Source organism: Klebsiella sp. C239 (assembly GCF_048822715.1).
Lineage (GTDB): Bacteria > Pseudomonadota > Gammaproteobacteria > Enterobacterales > Enterobacteriaceae > Klebsiella > Klebsiella quasipneumoniae.
This window is the reverse complement of the sequence record NZ_JBMEZK010000001.1, coordinates 284,743-303,526: the sequence shown is the minus strand read 5'-3', so window position 1 is coordinate 303,526 and position 18,784 is coordinate 284,743. Positions and strand designations below refer to the sequence as shown.

General features: G+C 58.2%; 14 protein-coding genes and 1 tRNA gene. 8 read left to right on the top strand and 7 right to left on the bottom strand.

Annotation, left to right across the window (positions count from 1 at the left end; translation table 11 throughout):
* Positions 1–13: 13 nt before the first annotated feature.
* The 5 genes from ACOI6Z_RS01435 (at position 14) to eco (ending at position 4,136) form a co-directional block, all read left to right on the top strand.
* Positions 14–241 carry a YejL family protein gene (locus ACOI6Z_RS01435; RefSeq protein WP_064157332.1) on the top strand — a complete coding sequence of 76 codons (228 nt, stop codon included), beginning with the start codon at positions 14–16 and terminating at the stop codon, positions 239–241.
* Positions 242–259: 18 nt separating this feature from the next.
* Positions 260–2,020, top strand: a complete 1,761-nt coding sequence (gene yejM, locus ACOI6Z_RS01430) for an LPS biosynthesis-modulating metalloenzyme YejM (protein WP_049013176.1) — start codon at positions 260–262, stop codon at positions 2,018–2,020.
* A 76-nt stretch (positions 2,021–2,096) separates the two neighbouring features.
* Positions 2,097–2,173: transfer RNA gene (locus ACOI6Z_RS01425), tRNA-Pro, on the top strand.
* A 187-nt stretch (positions 2,174–2,360) separates the two neighbouring features.
* The gene (locus ACOI6Z_RS01420) at positions 2,361–3,470 is read left to right on the top strand and encodes an AI-2E family transporter (protein ID WP_032453546.1); all 1,110 of its coding nucleotides are present in this window, start codon (positions 2,361–2,363) and stop codon (positions 3,468–3,470) included.
* 174 nt (positions 3,471–3,644) lie between these two features.
* The gene (eco, locus tag ACOI6Z_RS01415; protein WP_023290474.1) at positions 3,645–4,136 is read left to right on the top strand and encodes a serine protease inhibitor ecotin; all 492 of its coding nucleotides are present in this window, start codon (positions 3,645–3,647) and stop codon (positions 4,134–4,136) included.
* Positions 4,137–4,191: 55 nt separating this feature from the next.
* On the opposite strand, the gene mqo is transcribed toward eco, so the two are convergent.
* The gene (gene mqo / locus ACOI6Z_RS01410; RefSeq protein WP_023290475.1) at positions 4,192–5,826 is read right to left on the bottom strand and encodes a malate dehydrogenase (quinone); all 1,635 of its coding nucleotides are present in this window, start codon (positions 5,824–5,826) and stop codon (positions 4,192–4,194) included.
* 281 nt (positions 5,827–6,107) lie between these two features.
* Between mqo and ACOI6Z_RS01405 the strand changes: the two genes are divergently transcribed.
* Complete coding sequence (locus tag ACOI6Z_RS01405; protein ID WP_065812281.1) at positions 6,108–7,346, top strand: SulP family inorganic anion transporter; 1,239 nt, start codon at positions 6,108–6,110, stop codon at positions 7,344–7,346.
* On the opposite strand, the gene mgtE is transcribed toward ACOI6Z_RS01405, so the two are convergent.
* The 6 genes from mgtE to ACOI6Z_RS01375 all read right to left on the bottom strand — a co-directional run bounded on the left by mgtE (position 7,309) and on the right by ACOI6Z_RS01375 (position 14,672).
* A complete protein-coding gene (gene mgtE / locus ACOI6Z_RS01400) occupies positions 7,309–8,745 on the bottom strand; it encodes a magnesium transporter (protein ID WP_023290477.1) in 1,437 nt (478 codons plus the stop codon). The genes ACOI6Z_RS01405 and mgtE overlap by 38 nt on opposite strands.
* A gap of 149 nt (positions 8,746–8,894) precedes the next feature.
* Complete coding sequence (locus tag ACOI6Z_RS01395; RefSeq protein WP_065812280.1) at positions 8,895–10,538, bottom strand: multidrug ABC transporter permease/ATP-binding protein; 1,644 nt, start codon at positions 10,536–10,538, stop codon at positions 8,895–8,897.
* Positions 10,539–10,612: 74 nt separating this feature from the next.
* Positions 10,613–11,266 (bottom strand): DNA oxidative demethylase AlkB, encoded by a 654-nt coding sequence (gene alkB, locus ACOI6Z_RS01390; protein ID WP_065812279.1) that lies wholly within the window; start codon positions 11,264–11,266, stop codon positions 10,613–10,615.
* Complete coding sequence (gene ada / locus ACOI6Z_RS01385; RefSeq protein WP_065812278.1) at positions 11,266–12,330, bottom strand: bifunctional DNA-binding transcriptional regulator/O6-methylguanine-DNA methyltransferase Ada; 1,065 nt, start codon at positions 12,328–12,330, stop codon at positions 11,266–11,268. Before ada ends, alkB begins: the two co-directional genes overlap by 1 nt.
* A 73-nt stretch (positions 12,331–12,403) precedes the next feature.
* The gene (gene apbE / locus ACOI6Z_RS01380; RefSeq protein WP_023290481.1) at positions 12,404–13,456 is read right to left on the bottom strand and encodes an FAD:protein FMN transferase ApbE; all 1,053 of its coding nucleotides are present in this window, start codon (positions 13,454–13,456) and stop codon (positions 12,404–12,406) included.
* Positions 13,457–13,559: 103 nt separating this feature from the next.
* On the bottom strand, positions 13,560–14,672 hold the full coding sequence (locus tag ACOI6Z_RS01375) for a porin OmpC (RefSeq protein ID WP_065812277.1): 1,113 nt from the start codon (positions 14,670–14,672) through the stop codon (positions 13,560–13,562).
* A 772-nt stretch (positions 14,673–15,444) separates the two neighbouring features.
* Between ACOI6Z_RS01375 and rcsD the strand changes: the two genes are divergently transcribed.
* Positions 15,445–18,102, top strand: a complete 2,658-nt coding sequence (rcsD, locus tag ACOI6Z_RS01370; protein ID WP_065812276.1) for a phosphotransferase RcsD — start codon at positions 15,445–15,447, stop codon at positions 18,100–18,102.
* Positions 18,103–18,117: 15 nt separating this feature from the next.
* Positions 18,118–18,768 (top strand): response regulator transcription factor RcsB, encoded by a 651-nt coding sequence (gene rcsB, locus ACOI6Z_RS01365; protein WP_002913007.1) that lies wholly within the window; start codon positions 18,118–18,120, stop codon positions 18,766–18,768.
* Positions 18,769–18,784: the final 16 nt, after the last annotated feature.

The following is an 18,784-nucleotide window of genomic DNA, read 5'->3' as shown; positions in this document are numbered from 1 at the left end:
AGATTTTGAGTTTATGCCGCAAATTTCCCGCTATAGCGATCAACAGGTCGAACAGTTGCTCAGCGAGCTGACGAACGTCCTGGAATCACACAAAGCCCCGGTTGACCTTTCACTGATGGTGTTAGGCAATATGGTGACCAACCTGATCAACAGTAGCGTCGCGCCGGCGCAGCGTCAGGCCATCGCCCGTACTTTCGCGCAGGCTTTGCAATCTTCGATTAACGACGATCCAGCGCATTAAGGATAACAGCAACAGTATATGGTGACTCTACGTCAGCCCTACCGAGAAAAAGTCTCCCAGATGGTTAGCTGGGGGCACTGGTTCGCCCTGTTCAACATGTTGTTGGCCATGGTGCTCGGCAGCCGCTACCTTTTTGTCGCCGACTGGCCGACGACGCTTGCCGGACGACTCTTTTCGTACGTCAGTCTCGTCGGGCACTTCAGCTTCCTGGTGTTTACCAGCTATGTGCTGATCCTCTTTCCGTTGACCTTTATCGTGGTCTCGCAGCGCCTGATGCGCTTCCTGTCGGTGATCCTTGCCACCGCCGGGATGACGCTGCTGCTGATAGACAGCGAGGTCTTTACCCGCTTTCATCTTCATTTAAACCCGGTGGTCTGGGAGCTGGTCATCAACCCTGACCAGAATGAGATGGCGCGCGACTGGCAGCTGATGTTTATCAGCGTCCCGGTCATCTTTTTGATTGAAATGCTCTTCGCCACCTGGAGCTGGCAAAAGCTGCGCAGCCTGACGCGTCGCCGCCATTATGCCCGCCCGGTCGCCTGGTTCTTCTTTTTGTCGTTCATCAGCAGCCACCTGGTCTATATCTGGGCGGATGCCAATTTTTATCGCCCGATCACCATGCAGCGAGCGAATCTACCGCTCTCTTATCCGATGACCGCCCGTCGTTTCCTTGAGAAACATGGCCTGCTCGACGCCCAGGATTATCAGCGTCGCCTGGTGGAGCAAGGGGCGCCGGAGGCGGTATCGGTCCAGTATCCGCTCAGTAACCTGCGCTACCGCGACCTCGGCGCGGGCTATAACGTATTACTGATCACCGTCGACAACCTGAACTACTCGCGGTTTGAAAAAACGATGCCGGCGCTGGCGGCGTTTGCCAAAGAAAACGTGAACTTTACCCAGCATATGAGCTCGGGCAATACCGCCGACAGCGGCCTGTTTGGCCTGTTCTACGGCATTTCGCCAGGCTATATGGACGGTGTCCTCTCGGCGCGTATTCCCGCGGCGCTGATCACCGCTCTCAACCAGCAGGGTTACCAGCTGGGCCTGTTCTCTTCCGATGGGTTTAGCAGCCCGCTGTATCGCCAGGCGCTGCTCTCCGACTTCTCGCTGCCGAGCGCGAAGACCCAGAGCGACGAGCAGACCGCCAATCAGTGGATCGGCTGGCTGGACCGTTACGCGCAGGATGAGAATCGCTGGTTCTCGTGGGTCTCGCTCAATGGCACCACCCTCGACGATACGCAGCAGCAGGGCTTTGTCCGCCGTTATAGCAAGGCGGCAGGCGACGTTGATGCCCAGATCGATCGGGTGCTGACCGCGCTGCGCGAAGCCGGCAAGCTCGATAATACGGTGGTCATTATCACCGGCGGCCACGGCAAGCCGCTTAACGTCAAACACGACCCGTTCGACTGGTCGCGCGAGCAGCTGCAGGTGCCGCTGGTTATTCACTGGCCGGGCACGCCGGCCCAGGAAATTGCCACCCTGACCGATAACAAAGATGTGATGACCACGCTGATGCAGCGCCTGCTTCACGTGTCGACGCCGGCCAATGAGTATTCGCAGGGGGAAGATCTGTTCAGCGCCGCGCGGCGTCGGAACTGGGTCACCGCGGCCAACGGCGATACGCTGGCCATTACCACCCCGGCTATCACCGTGGTCCTCAACCATAACGGCACCTATACCACCTGGAGCCGCGACGGTGAGAAAATCAAAGATCAGAAACCGCAGCTCAGCCTGTTGCTGCAGGTCCTGACCGACGAAAAACGCTTTATCGCTAACTGATTGATTAATTATGAATCAATCGCGCGCGACCCGCTTGCATTCGCCTGGGGAACGGGTAATATTGTTCCCCACGCGTCGGCACGTAGCGCAGCCTGGTAGCGCACCGTCATGGGGTGTCGGGGGTCGGAGGTTCAAATCCTCTCGTGCCGACCAAAAATCCCTGAGAAACCAGCCTTTTAAGGCTGGTTTTTTTATGCCCCTCTTTTACGCCTGTTCCCCTCAGCTCGTTGAATTTGTGCCCTTTCCGCGCCACAGCGTATAGAGTACGACTATCCTGATGGTAAATTACGTCGTAGCATCTATTATTCGACCGTATGACTCATAAGCAGGAGCGGATGACATGAGAGTTAATGGACTTACCAAAGGATTTTTCATCCTTATCGTCTTCATTGTAACCCTGGCCTTTTTTGATGTTCTCTCACCCTATTATTCCGCCATCCTCTGGGCCGCCATCCTCGCGGTGATTTTCAATCCGGTCAAAAACAAGATGCGCACCCGCCTCGGCGAACGTAACGGCCTTGCGGCGCTGATGACCATCGTCATTATCTGCCTTATCGTGTTCACGCCGCTGGCGATTATCCTGTCGTCACTGGCCTACGAGCTGAACGTGGTGTACAGCAAACTGCAGCATAACGATACCCAGTTCCCGACGGTGGTCGCCAGCCTGATCGCCCACCTCCCCGGCTGGGCCAGAAGCTTCCTCGCCGAACATAACCTGGATAGCGCGCAGCAGATCCAGCAGCAGCTCTCCGATGTCGCCCTGAAAGGCGGCCAGTATCTGGCCGGCAGCGCGTTTCTGATTGGTAAAGGCACCTTTGGCTTCACCGTCAGCTTCGGCATTATGCTCTACCTGCTGTTCTTCCTGCTGAAGGATGGCCCTCACCTGGTGCTGTTGATCCTCGAATCTCTGCCGTTATCCAGCTACGTGAAGCAGCACCTCTTCGCTAAGTTCGCCGCGGTGGCCCGCGCCACGGTAAAAGGCACCGTCGCCGTGGCGCTGGCGCAGGGGGCGCTGGGCGGCTTTGCCTTCTGGATCGCCGGTCTGGACGGCAGCATTCTCTGGGGCGCGCTGATGGCGTTCCTGTCGCTTATCCCGGCGGTAGGCTCGGCCATTATCTGGGTGCCGGCGGCGATTTACCTGTTTGCCACCGGCCAGCTGTGGCAGGGCGCCTTTATTGTCGGCTTCTTTGTCATTGTGATTGGCCTGGTGGACAACATTCTGCGTCCGCTGCTGGTGGGCAAGGATACCAAAATGCCGGACTACCTGATCCTGATCGCCACCCTCGGCGGCATGGAGATCTACGGTATTAACGGCTTTGTTATCGGCCCGCTGATCGCCGCCTTGTTTATCGCCTGCTGGAATTTGCTGTCGGGGCGGGAACACGCTGGCAACACTGATGAAATCGATGAAGAATTTATTGAGGAAGCGAAAAATAGCCGTAATGAATAATTTCACCGGCAGGCCTCTGGCGGCCTGCCAGCGCCCCTGTTGCGCTCTGCGCGGCCGACGTCTTACCAGTAGATAACACTATTCATTTTGCAAAAATTGGTAAATAAATCTTAACATTTAGCAAAGTGATGATAGGCTATCTCTGTCAGGAACGAAAATAAAGGATGATCAACCGTGAAAAAAATCACTACGCTAGCCGTTTCTCTGCTGACCGCCGCCTGCATGTCCGCCGGCGCCCTGGCCGCAGACCAGCCGCTGGAAAAAGTCGCGCCGTTCCCGAAAGCGGAAAAAGGCATGAAGCGTCAGGTTATTCAGCTGCCGCAGCAGCAGGATGAATCGGCGCTGAAGGTTGAGCTGATGATCGGCCAGACGCTGGAAGTTGACTGCAACCACCATCGTCTTGGCGGGGAGCTGGAAAGCAAAACCCTGGAAGGCTGGGGTTATGACTACTATGTTTTTGATAAGCTGAGCGGCCCGGTATCCACCATGATGGCCTGCCCGGACGGCAAGAAAACGAAGAAATTTGTGACTGCCGGCCTCGGCGATGACGCCATGCTGCGCTACAACAGCAAGCTGCCGATCGTCGTCTACACGCCGACCAATGTCGATGTGAAATATCGCATCTGGCGCGCGGAGGAGACTATCGGTAACGCCGAGGTCCGCTAAGGCGCGCCATTAAAACGGCAATAAAAAAACGGCAGCCCGCAGGCTGCCGTTTTTGTCAGAGCGCGATATCCGCTATCGGCTTGCCGCCGCTCAGCGGCTTCAGCTCCGCCTGCGGGGCTTTATCCATCGCCGCGGCTGGCTCATATTTCAGCTCAAGCACTTCACTGGTCCACGCCAGCGCTTTCTCAATCTCCGCCGGGTTACCATCAAGGCGAATACCGTAGGTCGGGATGATCGCCTTCAGCCTGGCCTGCCATTCCGGCGAATTAACTTTGTCCTTAAACACTTTTTCCATCAGCTGCAGCATGATAGGCGCCGCGGTGGAGGCGCCTGGCGATGCGCCGAGCAGCGCCGCGACGGTGCCTTCGTCATCGCTGACCACTTCGGTGCCCAGGCGGAGTACCCCGCCCTTCTTCGCATCGCGCTTGATGATCTGCACGCGCTGACCGGCCTGCCACAACCGCCAGTCCTCTTTCCGCGCTTCCGGATAGTATTCGCACAGCGCGGCCAGACGATCTTTATCTTTCTGCATCACCTGGCTAATCAGATATTTCACCAGATCGAAGTTGTCCAGGCCGACGTTGAGCATCGGCAGGATATTCGAGGTATTGGTCGAGGCCAGCAGATCCCACAGCGAACCGTTCTTCAGGAAGCGGGTCGAGAAGGTCGCGAACGGCCCGAACAGCACCACGCGTTTACCGTCGATAATACGGGTATCGATGTGCGGCACCGACATCGGCGGCGCGCCCACTTCGGCCTGGCCGTATACCTTCGCCAGATGGTGGTTTACCACCTCCGGATTTTCGCAGACCAGGAACTGGCCGCCGACCGGGAAGCCCGCATACTCTTTGGCCTGCGGAATGCCGGTTTCCTGCAGCAGGGTCAGCGCCGCGCCGCCGGCGCCGATAAAGATAAATTTGGCTTTAATAACCCGCTTCTGACGACGGTTGTCGGCATCCGCGAGGGTGACCGTCCAGCTCTTGTCGGCGTTGCGCTTGAAGCGACGTACCACGGTGCCCAACTGGAGGGAGAAATTATCATGCTTTTGCAGGCTGGCGATCAGCTGGCGGGTGATTTCGCCATAGTTGACGTCGGTTCCCACTTCCGTACGGGTGGCGGCCACTTTTTGCAGCGGGTCGCGACCTTCCATCACCAGCGGCGCCCAGGCTTTGATCTGCTGATGGTCTTCAGAGTAACGAATGCCGCGGAACAGTTCGCTCTGCTGCAGCGCCGCATAGCGCGCGCGCAGGAAGTTGACGTTATCTTCGCCCCACACAAAGCTCATGTGCGGCACGCTGTTAATGAATGATTTTGGTTTGTTCAGGACGCCGCGCGTCACCTGATGCGCCCAGAACTGACGCGAGATGTGAAAGGCTTCGTTGATGTCGACCGCTTTGTCGATATTGATGCCGTTGGCGGTCTGCGGCGTGTAGTTCAGCTCCATCAGCGCCGCGTGGCCGGTCCCCGCATTGTTCCACCCGTTTGAGCTCTCTTCCGCCACGCTGGACATCTGCTCAACCATGGTAATAGACCAGTCTGGCTCAAGCTCCTGCAGCCAGGTTCCCAGTGTGGCGCTCATAATGCCGCCGCCAATCAACAATACATCCGTCTCTTGCTCATGGCGGGTGTTGGTCCGAGTGCTGTTGGGACCAACCGCCTGTGAGCGTGGTACGGCCATCTTTTTATTCATCGGATTTGAGCCTTACTTTACTCGCTGTTTTTATTTAGCGCAGGTGATACGATTCTCACCCCTCACGTTACCACCGAAGCTCAAAAATTTAAATATTGTTTAAATTTTAAGTTCTGTTTTGAGATCCGTTATAAAAATGTTTAATAAATGTATACAGCAAATCACTTTTTGTACTGGTGCGCTGGTAGATTCCGCGCTATCATCCCTGGTTTTGTGACAGACCGCACGGAAGCAGGGTCTGACACCGCTCCTCCTTTTTTTATAAGCTGCGAACTTTTTTTATGCCTCCAGTTTCTGACTCCGCCGCTTCCGGCAACCTGCGCACCATCCTCCGTTCTCCGTCGCTGCTGACGCGCGAAGCCCTGGCCGGCGTGCTCACCGCCCTGGCGTTAATCCCGGAAGTGATTTCGTTTTCTGTCATCGCCGGCGTTGACCCGCAGGTGAGCCTGATTGCTTCCGTGGTGCTCTGTCTGGCGATGTCGCTACTCGGCGGACGCCCGGCGATGGTCACCGCCGCCGCGGGCTCAGTAGCGCTGGTCATTGGCCCGATGGTGCATCAGCACGGCGTGGGTTACATTCTGCCAGCCGTCATTCTGGCGGGTATTATTCAAATTTTGTTTGGTCTGTGCGGCATGGCGCGCCTGATGCGCTTTATCCCCCCGGCGGTGATGACCGGGTTCGTCAACGCCCTCGGGATCCTGATTTTCTTTGCCCAGGTGCCGCACTTCTGGAGCCGTCAGCCGCTCATCGTCGGCCTGTTTGTCCTCACGCTGCTTATCGTCCTGTGGGCGCCGCGCTTTATTAAGGCTATCCCGGCGCCGCTGATCGCCATCGTCGCGCTCACTCTCTATACCGTCACCACCGGCCAGCTGCTGCCGACCGTCGGCGATGAAGGCTCGATGCGCGGCGGCCTGCCGGGATTCACCGCCCTGACCGTTCCCCTCAATCTTGCCACGCTGCAGATTATCTGGCCGTGCGCCCTCAGCATCGCCTTTGTCGGCCTGATGGAGTCTTTGCTGACGGCTAAGCTGGTGGATGACCTGACCCATACGCCGTCGAATAAATCGCGGGAGAGCGCCGGGCTGGGTATCGCCAACATCCTCGCCGGCTGTTATGGCGGTATCGCGGGCTGCGCGATGATCGGCCAGACCATCGTTAACGTGGAAATGGGCAAAGCCCGCAGCCGTCTCTCTACGGCGATCGCCGGCCTGGTGCTGCTCCTGCTGGTGACAGCGCTCAGCCAGGTGATGGCGAAGATCCCGATGGCGGTCCTGGCCGGGGTGATGGTGATCGTGGCGGTGAAGACCTTTAGCTGGCACAGCATTCGCCCGGGCGAGCTGGCGCGCAATCCGTGGCCGGAAACGCTGGTGATGCTGGTGACCGTCGCCGCGACGGTGGGAACCAGCAACCTGGCGATTGGCGTGCTGGCGGGGATCGTCGCGATGGCGATCATCCCCCGCCGCCTGCGGGCAAAAGCGCAGGCTACATCAGAAACAGCGTCGCCAGCCCCAGAAAAATAAAGAAGCCGCCGGTGTCGGTGATAGCGGTGATCATCACGCTGGAGCCGACCGCCGGGTCGCGCCCCAGCTTCACCATGACCATCGGGATGATGACGCCCATCATCGCCGCCATCAGCAGGTTGAGCATCATGGCCAGCGTCATCACTCCGCCAAGCTGCGGATCGTCATACAGCCACCAGGTGATGCCCCCCATGATCCCGCCCCACACCAGGCCATTAATCAGCGCAACGCCCATTTCACGCAGGATCAGGAAGGTAAAGCTGCCGGGCTGGATCTGCTGCAGCGCCATCGCCCGGACGATCATGGTGATCGTCTGGTTGCCGGTATTGCCGCCGATCCCGGCGACGATCGGCATCAGCGAGGCCAGCGCCACCAGCTGAGAAATGGTGTGTTCGAAGCCGTCGATGACCCTGGAAGCGATAAACGCCGTACACAGGTTGACCGCCAGCCACGCCCAGCGCGTTTTCACCGCCTTGCTGACCGGGGCGAAGACATCTTCTTCATCGCTCAGACCGCCCATCCGCCGCAGATCGTTGTCGGTCTCTTCATAGACCACATCGACGATCTCATCGATGGTCAGACGGCCGATAAGCTTACCATCGGCATCGATAACGGCGGCGCTGAGCAAGTCATCACGTTCGAAGGTGCGCGCCACCTTCTCCGCCTCTTCGTGCGGCTGAAAGGTGACCGGATCGCCCTCCATCACCTCCCCCACCCGCTTCTGCGCATCGTTGAGCAGAATGGTCTGCAGCTCCAGCTCGCCGAGCAGCAGCTTATTGCGGGTGGTGACAAACAGTTTGTCGGTGTTCTCCGGCATTTTACCGAGACGCCGCAAATAGCGCTGGACCGCCGCCAGGGTGGCCTCCGGCCGCACCGTAATGACCTCAAACTCCATGATCGACCCGACGCTGTTGTCGGCGTAGCGCATGATCTGGCGAATACGGGCGCGCTTCTCGGCCGGCAGGGTCGCCAGCAACCGTCCGGTCAGGTTGCGCGGCAGATGCTGCAGCAGGTAAACCTGTTCATCGATATCCAGCGGCTGCATCGCCTGCAGCAGCTCGTGGTCGCTCATCTTATCGATGAGGTCGCCCCAGACGTTTTCTGAGGCTTCCAGCAGCACTTCGCCGCGTTTATCGTCGGGCACCTGGCACCACAGCGCGGTGCGGGCGTCATAGGGAAGCGCTTCCAGCGCATCGGCGAGATCCGGCGGCGGCAGATGCGAGACCAGGATTTCCACTTCGGCCAGGTCATCGGCGAGCGTACCTTCATCGTAACGTTCTGCCAGCGTCAGTTTGCCCAGCAGCGCAGAGGTCACCGCTTTATCGGTGCTCAACAGCCAAATCAGACGGGCGCGCTCTTCGTCACGCAAGCGGGCGCTTTTTTTATGCAAAACGGACATCGGTCGGGCAATCCTTTTGAGAATAGTGAGCCGGCCTGCGGGCCGGAAGCCTTAAGCATAGCGCGAGGAGGGGGAAATAATAACCGTCAGCAATGTAGACGCTGAAAATTTCAGCGGCGCCCGGGCTTTCCCCGGGCGCGCAGCGTGAATCAGGCCGTGCGGGCCACCGCATCGCGGGAGGCCTGCGCTCGCTCTTCGCCGGTGAGCTCTGACAGCTGCCCGGCACGCATCTCCAGCAGGCGATCGGCGTGCTGGAAGTAGTGATCGTCATGGCTGATGGCGAACACGGTTTTGCCCATCTGCTTCATCAACGGCAGCAGGACCTGGTAGAACTCGCGGCGGAAATGCGGATCCTGATCCGCCGCCCATTCATCCAGCAGAATGATATCCCGGGACTCGGCCAGCGCCAGCAGGAGCGCCACGCGCTTCTTCTGCCCTTTCGACAGCCGCAGGTCGCCGATCTTACCGTTTTCCAGCTGCAGCTTGTGGGCCATTTGCAGACGCTCCAGCCACGTTGCCACCAGCGCCGGATCGGCCTCCTCGCCCTGCGGCCCGAGCAGACGGTCGAACAGCCAGACGTCGGTAAACACGGCGGAGAACAGTTTGCGGTACGCCTCCGGTTTATCCGCCGCCAGCGGCTGGCCGTCCACCAGAATCTGACCGGAAACCGGCTGATACAGGCCGGTCAGGAGCATCGCCAGGGTTGACTTGCCGCTGCCGTTGCCGCCGATCAGAAACACCAGCTCGCCGCGGTTTAGCGTCAGATTAAGCGGCCCTACCGCAAAGCGATGGTCCGGATAATGGAAAGTGACATCGCGTAGCTCCAGCGTCTGCCAGTCAGCCTGCGGCTGCGGCCGGGGGAAATCGGCCCGGTAAGGGGCGAGGGAGAACTGGCGCAGCTTGTTGAACGCCACCTGGGCGCTCAGCAGCGTGGGCAGCGCGCCGACGGCGGAGAGCAGCGGCGTGCGCAAAAACAGCAGCGTCAGGGAGTAGGTCGCCGCCACGGCGGTATCGGCCCAGCCGAGGCTGTTGGCCATCCAGAACACCAGCCCGATGGCGCCAAGCATCATAATATTCGACCAGTTGACCGCGCTGAGATGGAAAGTATCGGCGCGAACGATGTGGTGCCGGTACTCACGGGCGTCCGGGAGGTAGAGCTGATTAAACACATACTCCGCGCGCTCGCGGTTGAGGGTCAGCTCTTTGCGCCCTTCCAGCACCGTCTGGTAGTCGTGATAGAGCTTATCTTCCGTTTCGCGCAGGCTGGCCATATGTCTGTAGACCCGCGATACCAGCACAAAACCGCCCCAAATGGTGAGCGCCATCCACAGGGCCGTCACCAGCATCATTTTTTCTGACAGCCAGGCCAGATAAGCGGCGGAGCCGAAGGTGAGAATGATCCCCTGCACCAGCTCAGGGAGGCGTACAAAGGCGATGGTAATATTGCGGATATCGCTGGTCAGCCCGGCAAGCAGCGACGCGCTGCCGATCTTCTCCACCTGCTCAATCTGGGTATCGAGGATGCGTTTCACAAACTCGCCGCGCAGGCGATAAACAAAATGGTGGCCGAGGGTGGTCAACGCCAGCTGCGAGCCCAGGGTCACCACCATCAACAGCCCCAGCAGGCCAAGAAATTCCGGCAGCACCCGCAGCGAGGTATCGACAGTGGCGATCAGGCGCAGGTTAATAAAGGCGATTAAGCCGATACCCAGCGCGGCGCTGAGCAGGCTGAGGGCAATAACGCCCAGAAACGGCCAGCGATACTGGCGCCAGACGAGAGAAAGAAGTTCCATAACAGGCTATCCGGAAAAGCAAAACAGCCAGCAGTTTAAACGGCTCGCCGGTGACATCAAGAATAATTCTTATTTTAATCGCCGGGACGGCCCGCCTGCCGAAAGGTGAGGTTATATCGACAGTCTCCGGTCTCGGGATGATGGCCCGCTTTCAGCGGCTGAACGCCATGATAAAACAGGCGCGACTCCCCGCCCCAGACCACCACATCGCCATGCTCCAGCAGCAGCCGCTGCAGCGGGTCGCTGCGCTGCAACCCGCCAAACTGAAAGATGGCCGGCACGCCCAACGAGACCGAGACGATCGGCGCCCGCAGATCCTGTTCATCTTTATCCTGATGCAACGACAGCTTTGCGCCGGGCTGGTAGCGGTTAATCAGACAGGCGTCGGGGGAAAAGCCCGGATAGCCGCCGGCCGCGGCTGCCGCCAGCGCCAGTTCACGGAATACGGCCGGCATCGGCGGCCAGGTGTGATGAGTTACCGGGTCGACCGGGGCGTAGAGGTAGCCGTGGCGATCGGTGGTCCAGCCCAGCCGGCCGCAGTTGGTCATCGCCACCGACATGGTGTACCCGCCCGGCGTGACCATCTGGCGAAACGGCGACTGACGGGCGACGTCGGCAATCGCCTGCAGCAGCTCCGGAGCGCGCTCACGGGCAAAGCGCCGAAGGACCACCGCGCCGGGGGCCAGCGGCTCCTGCCACGGTGGGGTATCGCTAAACAGATCGAGCATTACTCCTCCTCTCGTTGCGCCTCGCGCGCCAGCAGCTGCGCTTTTCGCGCGGTTCCCCAGCGATAACCGGACAGCGCGCCATTCTCACGCACCACCCGATGGCAGGGAACGATCACCGCCAGCGAATTCGCCGCGCAGGCGCCGGCCACGGCTCTTACCGCCCGCGGCTGGCCAATATGCTCCGCCACCTGGCGGTAGCTGCGGGTCTCGCCCGCCGGGATCTGCCGCAGCGCCTGCCAGACCTGCAGCTGGAACGCGGTGCCCTGCAGATCCAGCGGCAGCGACACCGGCCGCCGGCTGTCGTCGAGGTGGGCGAAAATCTCCGCCATCTGACGACGAAACTCAGGGTCGCCCTGGCGCAGCTCGGCGCGGGGAAAGCGCTGGCGCAGATCGTCGAGCAATGCAGCATCGTTATCACCCGGCAGCACGGCGCAGACGCCGCGTTCGCTTTGCGCCACCAGGCAGCGGCCCAGCGCGCAGCCACCCGTCGTCCAGGTCACCACGGCGGCGGCGCCGCCGCGGCGAAACTGGCTGGCGGTCATCCCTAAGGCGGCATCGGCCTGGCGATAATAGCTGCTGCTGTCGGGGAAGCCGGCCGCCAGCGCGGCGCGGGTCACCGGTTTCCCCTGCTCCAGCGCCTCCCGCAGGCGTCGCGCGCGCCACGCCTGCTGCCAGGCTTTGGGGGTCATACCGGTCACGGATTTGAATAAACGGTGGAAATGAAACGGGCTGACCGCCAGCTCGCGCGCCAGCGCCTCGAGGGTCAGGGGCGCCTCCTGCTCCAGCAAGCGACAGGCCTGCGCCACTTTATCAATCCTTTGCTGCTGCGGGCAGGCTTTATCCGGCTGGCAGCGTTTGCAGGGGCGGAATCCCGCCGCCACGGCAGCAGCGACGTCAGCAAAAAAGCGCACGTTTTCCCGCCGCGCGCGCCGCGAGCGGCAGGAGGGACGGCAGCAGATGCCGGTGGTCAGTACCGCAAAGACGAACTGACCATCGGCCCGGGTATCACGCTCGCAGACAGCCTGCCAGCGGCGGTCATCGGTATCGGCAACTATCGGTTTCATCACGGGTCTCCTGCTGTAAGTGTATCCTCAGTCTGCGGTAAAGCCCGCCGCAAAAAACCCGCAATCTTGCTTTTTAATTTTTTTCGCCGACGAGGAAGGTACGGAACTGCGGCGACATCCAGGTTTTAAAGCCCTCCCCCTCTTTGACGATCATGTAGACCGCCAGCCCCTGTTCGCGCACCACCTGCTGCGCTTTTTCCGGCCCCAGCACCATCAGCCCGGTATCCCAGCCGTCCGCCTCCAGCGCCGTTGGCGCAATAACGGTCACCGAGACCAGCTTATGGGTTATCGGCTGCCCGGTCTGCGGGTCGATGACGTGTGAGATACGTTTCCCGTCGAGTTCATAGTAGTTGCGATAGCTGCCGGAGGTGCTGATGCCGTGGCCATTGATGTCGACAATCGCCTGAACGGCGTTTTCCCGGTCGGTCGGTTTCTGGATCGCCACCCGCCAGGGCTTGCCTTCGCCATTCATCCCGCGGCTGACCAGCGCCCCGCCCACCGACACCAGATAGCGGGAGATCCCCTCCTGCTCCATCAAGCGCGCAAGGTGGTCGGCGGCATAGCCTTCCCCCACGGTGGAGAGGTCGACAAACAGATCGGGAATATCTTTTTGCAGGAACTGCCTGCCGCTCTGATTGATAACCTGCAGATGCTGCAGGCCGGTGCGCGCTTTCGCCGCGGCGATCGCCTGCGCATCCGGGGTGGCGACCGGCTGTTTATCCGGGCCAAAGCCCCACAGATTGACCAGCGGCCCCACGGTGATGTCCATCGCGCCGTCCGTTTTGGCGCCAATCCGCAGCGACAGGGTCACGATGTCCGCCATCGCTTCGCTCACCGGCCAGGGCCGGGTATCCGCCGCGTGGTTGAAACGCATCAGCGCCGAGTCGTTTTTCCAGGTCGACAGCAGGCGATCGTCGGCGTCCAGCTGGGCCTGAACCTTGGCGCGCAGCGCCTGGGCCTTTGCCTCATCCACGCCGATAACGCTGACCCGCCAGAAGGTGCCCATCGTTTTACCATCCAGTACGGTGGCCGTTGAGGCGGGTGTCGCGGGAGTGGTGGCTGAATCGCAGCCAGAGAACAGTACGCAGGCGCCCAACAGCGCGGCGCGAAAGAAAGTCATATCCATTAATCGAGGCTCCTCTTACCAGGGCGACAAGAGTATACCAGCGAGGTTAAACCAGACATAAAAAAAGGCGCCAGAGGCGCCTTTTTGTTATGCAGCTTGCAACTTAGAACTGGTAAACCAGGCCCAGTGCAACCACGTCGTCGGTAGAGATACCGGCTTTACGAGTGAAGTCGTTTTCATCCAGCAGGTTGATTTTGTAGTCAACATAGGTGGACATGTTTTTGTTGAAGTAGTAGGTCGCGCCCACGTCAACATATTTCAGGATGTCCTGGTCGCCGTAGTTTACACCTGTGAAGTTATTCTGCAGGTTTTTACCTTTAGACTGCAGGTAAGCGACGGACGGACGCAGACCGAAGTCGAACTGGTACTGAGCAACCACTTCGAAGTTCTGCGCTTTGTCAGCAAAGCCCAGGGAACCAGCGCGAGTTGCGTTGTAGGTCTGGGTGTACTGAGTGGCCAGGTAGATGTTGTTCGCGTCGTATTTCAGACCGCCGGTGTAGGTTTCAGCGTTGTCGCCACGACCCAGTGCCGGAACACTATTCTGCTCGTCGGTACGTTTGGAGTGAGAGTACGCGAAACCAGCGCTGATGCCATCAAAGATGTCATAGGTCAGAGAGGTGCCGAAGCCGTCGCCGTTCTGTTTGCTCCAACCACGACCGTTGTTGGTCGCACCTTCGCCGCTGACGCTGCCGTTTTTACCCTGGTACTGCAGAGCAAAGTTCAGGCCGTCAACCAGACCGAAGAAGTCAGAGTTACGGTAGGTTGCAACGCCGTTAGCACGGGACTGCAGGAAGTTGTCAGAACCGTAGGTGTCGCCGCCGAATTCCGGCAGAACGTCGGTCCAGGACGTTACGTCGTATACTACGCCGTAGTTACGACCGTAGTCGAAAGAGCCCGCGTCGCCAAATTTCAGACCGGCGAATGCCAGACGAGTCCAGGCCTGATCGCTGGAGCTTTCAGTGTTGTTCGCCTGAACGTTGTATTCCCACTGGCCGTAACCGGTCAGCTGGTCGTTGATCTGAGTTTCGCCTTTCACGCCTACACGCATGTAGGTCTGGTCGCCGTCGACGCTCTTGTCGTCAGAGAAGTAGTGCAGACCGTCAATTTTACCGTACAGGTCTAATTTGTTGCCGTCTTTGTTATAAATTTCAGCCGCATTTGCTGCGCCTGCTACCAGCAGAGCCGGTACCAGGAGGGACAGTACTTTAACTTTCATGTTATTAACCCTCTGTTTGTTATATGCCTTTTATTATGCCACTGCTTACTGATTACCCTTCTAATCAGTCGGCTATTTCATTGTGCTGCAAAATGCAGAATAATCCAACAAGAATATGATACTAAAACTTCTAAGATGTTTCAAAGTTCCCACAAGATGTTTCAATTTGTAAATGCAGCGGAACTTTTTTTCACCCCAAAATGGCCAGGGAAATACGCACTAATAATCAAAAAAATTATTTAGCCATTCAAAATCAATACGATATACAAAACCAAGCCTATAGCACTGAATGGTAAAACAAAATGATCATTGGTGACTAAAATAAGAGTCGCTATCATCATTAACTTTATTTATTACCGTCATTCAGTTCTGAATGTCTGTTTACCCCTATTTCAACCGGATGCCTCGCATCCGGTTTTTTTTACCCTTCTTTACACAACTTTAATTTATCTGTGCTATAGCCAATGATTCCCTAACGACTATTAATCAATCAATTAGGCCGCCTTTCGTGCTTATTCCGCCAATGTCTTGTTATTTCGTGCGATTCTTCGCTTTTGTTTCTGCCAATATCGTCAGCTGTCAGCCTTGCGGACGCGGTTTCATTTACGCTTCGTTTCTAAGATAATTCCTGGGCGGTATCGCGCCGCTGGCGCCAATCTGTAGTATGGATTTACGCCATTAGCCTTTATACTGCCTGCAGCATCTGCTTTGTTGCCAGTTACTCTGGTGCTACATCCTGTTTACAAACAATGATGAGTCGTTCAGCCACAAGATGACCCCGAAAAAATTCTCTCTGATCCCCGGCAACATCAGCCGCTTCTTCATTTTGATGGTTATTGTCCTGCTGGCGACGATGGGGGTGATGATTCAAAGCGCCGTCAATGCCTGGCTGAAAGAGAAAAGCTATCAGGTGGTTGATGTCTCTCATGCCCTGCACCAGCGTATTGATACCTGGCGCTATGCCACCTGGCAAATCTACGACAATATCGCCGCCACCTCTTCCAACACCGCCAGCGGCGGCCTGCAGGAGACGCGTTTAAAGCAGGACGTGTACTATCTGGAGAAGCCCCGACGTAAAACCGAAGCCCTGATCTTTGGCTCCCACGACAGCTCGACCCTCGAGATGACGCAGAAAATGTCCGATTATCTGGATATTTTGTGGGGCGCGGAGACCATTCCGTGGTCGATGTACTATCTCAATGGTCTGGATAATAGCCTGATTCTCATCTCCACCCTGCCGTTGAAGGACCTCTCCTCAAGCTTTAAAGAGTCAACCATCAGCAGCGTGGTGGAATCCCGGCGCGCGGAAATGCTGCTGCAGGCCAATACCCTTGATGAGCGCGAGACCTTCTCGCCGCTGCGCCATCTTGCCTGGCAGAACGCGCACTACTTTACGTTACGTACTACCTTCAATCAGCCAGGACACCTGGCGACAGTGGTCGCCTTCGACCTGCCGATTAACGATCTGATCCCGCCGGGCATGGCGCTGGACAGCTTCCGTATCGAGCCTGATCCCTCGCAGAATGTTGCCGCCAGCCCCGAGAAAGAGGCTAGCGATCATATCGGGATCACCTTCAACGGCATGCAGATTGACATCGCCACCGACATCAGCACCACCGGTATGCAGGTGCTGTGGACGGTCCCGATGAGCACCATGCTGCTGGAGTCCCTGCAGAACATTCTTCTGCCGCTGCTGCTTAACATTGGCCTGCTGGCGCTGGCCCTGTTCGGTTTCGCCACCTTTCGGCATTATAAAGGACGCAGCAGCGCCTCGGGCGCCGGGCTCCCCTCCGCCGCCAATAGCGAACTGCGTTTACTGCGCGCCATTAATGAAGAAATTGTGTCTTTGCTGCCGCTGGGGCTGCTCGTCCACGATCAGGAAGCCAACCGAACGGTGATCAGCAACCCGATTGCCGACCATCTGCTTCCGCACCTGAACCTGCAGAACATCACCAACATGGCGGACCAGCATCAGGGGGTGATCCAGGCCACCGTCAACAACGAACAGTATGAGATCCGCCAGTATCGCAGCCAGGTAGCGCCGCGCACGCAGATCCTGATCATCCGAGACCAGGACCGCGAAGTGCTGGTCAATAAAAAGCTCAAACAGGCCCAGCGCTTGTATGAGAAAAACCAGCAGGGCCGGGCGGCCTTTATGCAGCATATCGGCAGCGCCCTGAAGCAGCCCGCCCTGAACCTGGCGGCCGAGGCAGCGGCGCTCGACGGCGCGGAGAACCGGACGCTGGCGCAGCATGCCGATGAGCTGGTCACACTGATCGATGACATTCAGCTGGCTAACCTGCTGGAAAGCGATGCCTGGAAAACCAGCCAGTCGCTGTTCTCGGTGCAGGAGCTGATCGACGACGTCGTACCGGAGGTGCTGCCGGCGATGAAGCGCAAGGGGCTGCAGTTGCTTATCAATAACGCGCTGCCTGCCGGCGAACAACGCTATGGCGACCGTGAAGCGCTGCGGCGCACGCTGGTGCTGCTGATCCAGTATTCCGTCACCACCACGCCGATCGGCAAGATCACCCTCGACGTCTGCCAGGAAGAGTCGGCCAGCGATCGCCTGACCTTCCGCATTCTCGATACCGGCAACGGGGTCTCGGCTAACGAGATCGACAATATGCACTTCCCGTATCTCAATGAGACCCAGAGCGATCTGTACGGCAAAGCGAACGCCCTCACCTTCTGGTTATGTGACCGCATGACGCGCAAGCTGGGCGGGCAGTTGACCATCAAAGCGCGAGAGTCGCTGGGGACTCGCTATAGCCTGCATCTGAAAATGCCGGCCAGCGAAGAGGCGCCAGAGGCGGGAGAACATCTGCTGGATGACGTTATCGTCCTGCTGGATGTGACCTCCAGCGAAGTGCGGCGGATTGTCACCCGCCAGCTGGAGAGCTGGGGGGCGTCCTGCATCACGCAGGACGATCGGGCGACAAGTCAAGCGTTCGATCTGTATTTAACGGATAATCCGTCTAATCTTACTGCTTCGGGCTTGCTTTTAAGCGATGATGAGGTTGGGATACGCAAAATCGGCCCGGGCCAACTGCGGGTCAACTTTAATATTAGCACGGCGATGCAGGAGGCTATCCTGCAGCTTATTGAGCAGCAGCTGGCGGAGGAGGCGGTTCAGCCCGCCACCTCAGGAAACGAGAGTAACGCCGAACTCCATGCCAGCGGCTATTACGCACTGTTTGCCGATACGGTACCGGATGATGTTCAGAGATTGTATACTGAAATCGAAGCGGGCGATTTTGCTGCTCTGGCACAAACCGCCCACCGCCTCAAAGGGGCATTTGCTATGCTTAATCTGATACCCGGCAAGCAGTTATGTGAAACGCTTGAGCATCTGATTCGCGAAAAGGATGCGCAAGGCATAGAAAAATATATCAGCGACATTGACGCTTACGTCAAGAGCTTGCTGTAGAAGGTAGCCTTATACATGAACACTATGAACGTAATTATTGCCGATGACCATCCGATCGTACTGTTCGGTATTCGTAAGTCACTTGAGCAAATTGAGTGGGTGAACGTCGTTGGCGAGTTTGAAGACTCCACGGCCCTTATTAACAATCTTCCGAAGCTGGACGCCCATGTGCTGATCACCGATCTGTCCATGCCCGGTGATAAATACGGCGACGGGATCACGCTGATTAAATACATCAAGCGCCACTTCCCGGATCTGTCGATCATTGTTCTGACCATGAACAACAACCCGGCGATCCTCAGCGCGGTGCTGGATCTGGATATCGAAGGGATCGTCCTCAAGCAGGGGGCGCCGACCGATCTGCCAAAAGCGCTGGCCGCGCTGCAGAAAGGGAAGAAATTCACCCCGGAAAGCGTCTCTCGTCTGCTGGAAAAAATCAGCGCCAGCGGCTATGGCGATAAACGCCTGTCGCCGAAAGAGAGCGAAGTGCTGCGTCTGTTCGCCGAAGGCTTCCTGGTGACCGAGATCGCCAAAAAGCTTAACCGCAGCATCAAAACCATCAGTAGCCAGAAAAAGTCGGCGATGATGAAGCTGGGCGTCGAAAACGACATCGCCCTGCTGAACTACCTGTCCTCCGTCTCGCTGAGCGCGACGGACAAAGAGTAACCCTACGCTCTCTCCG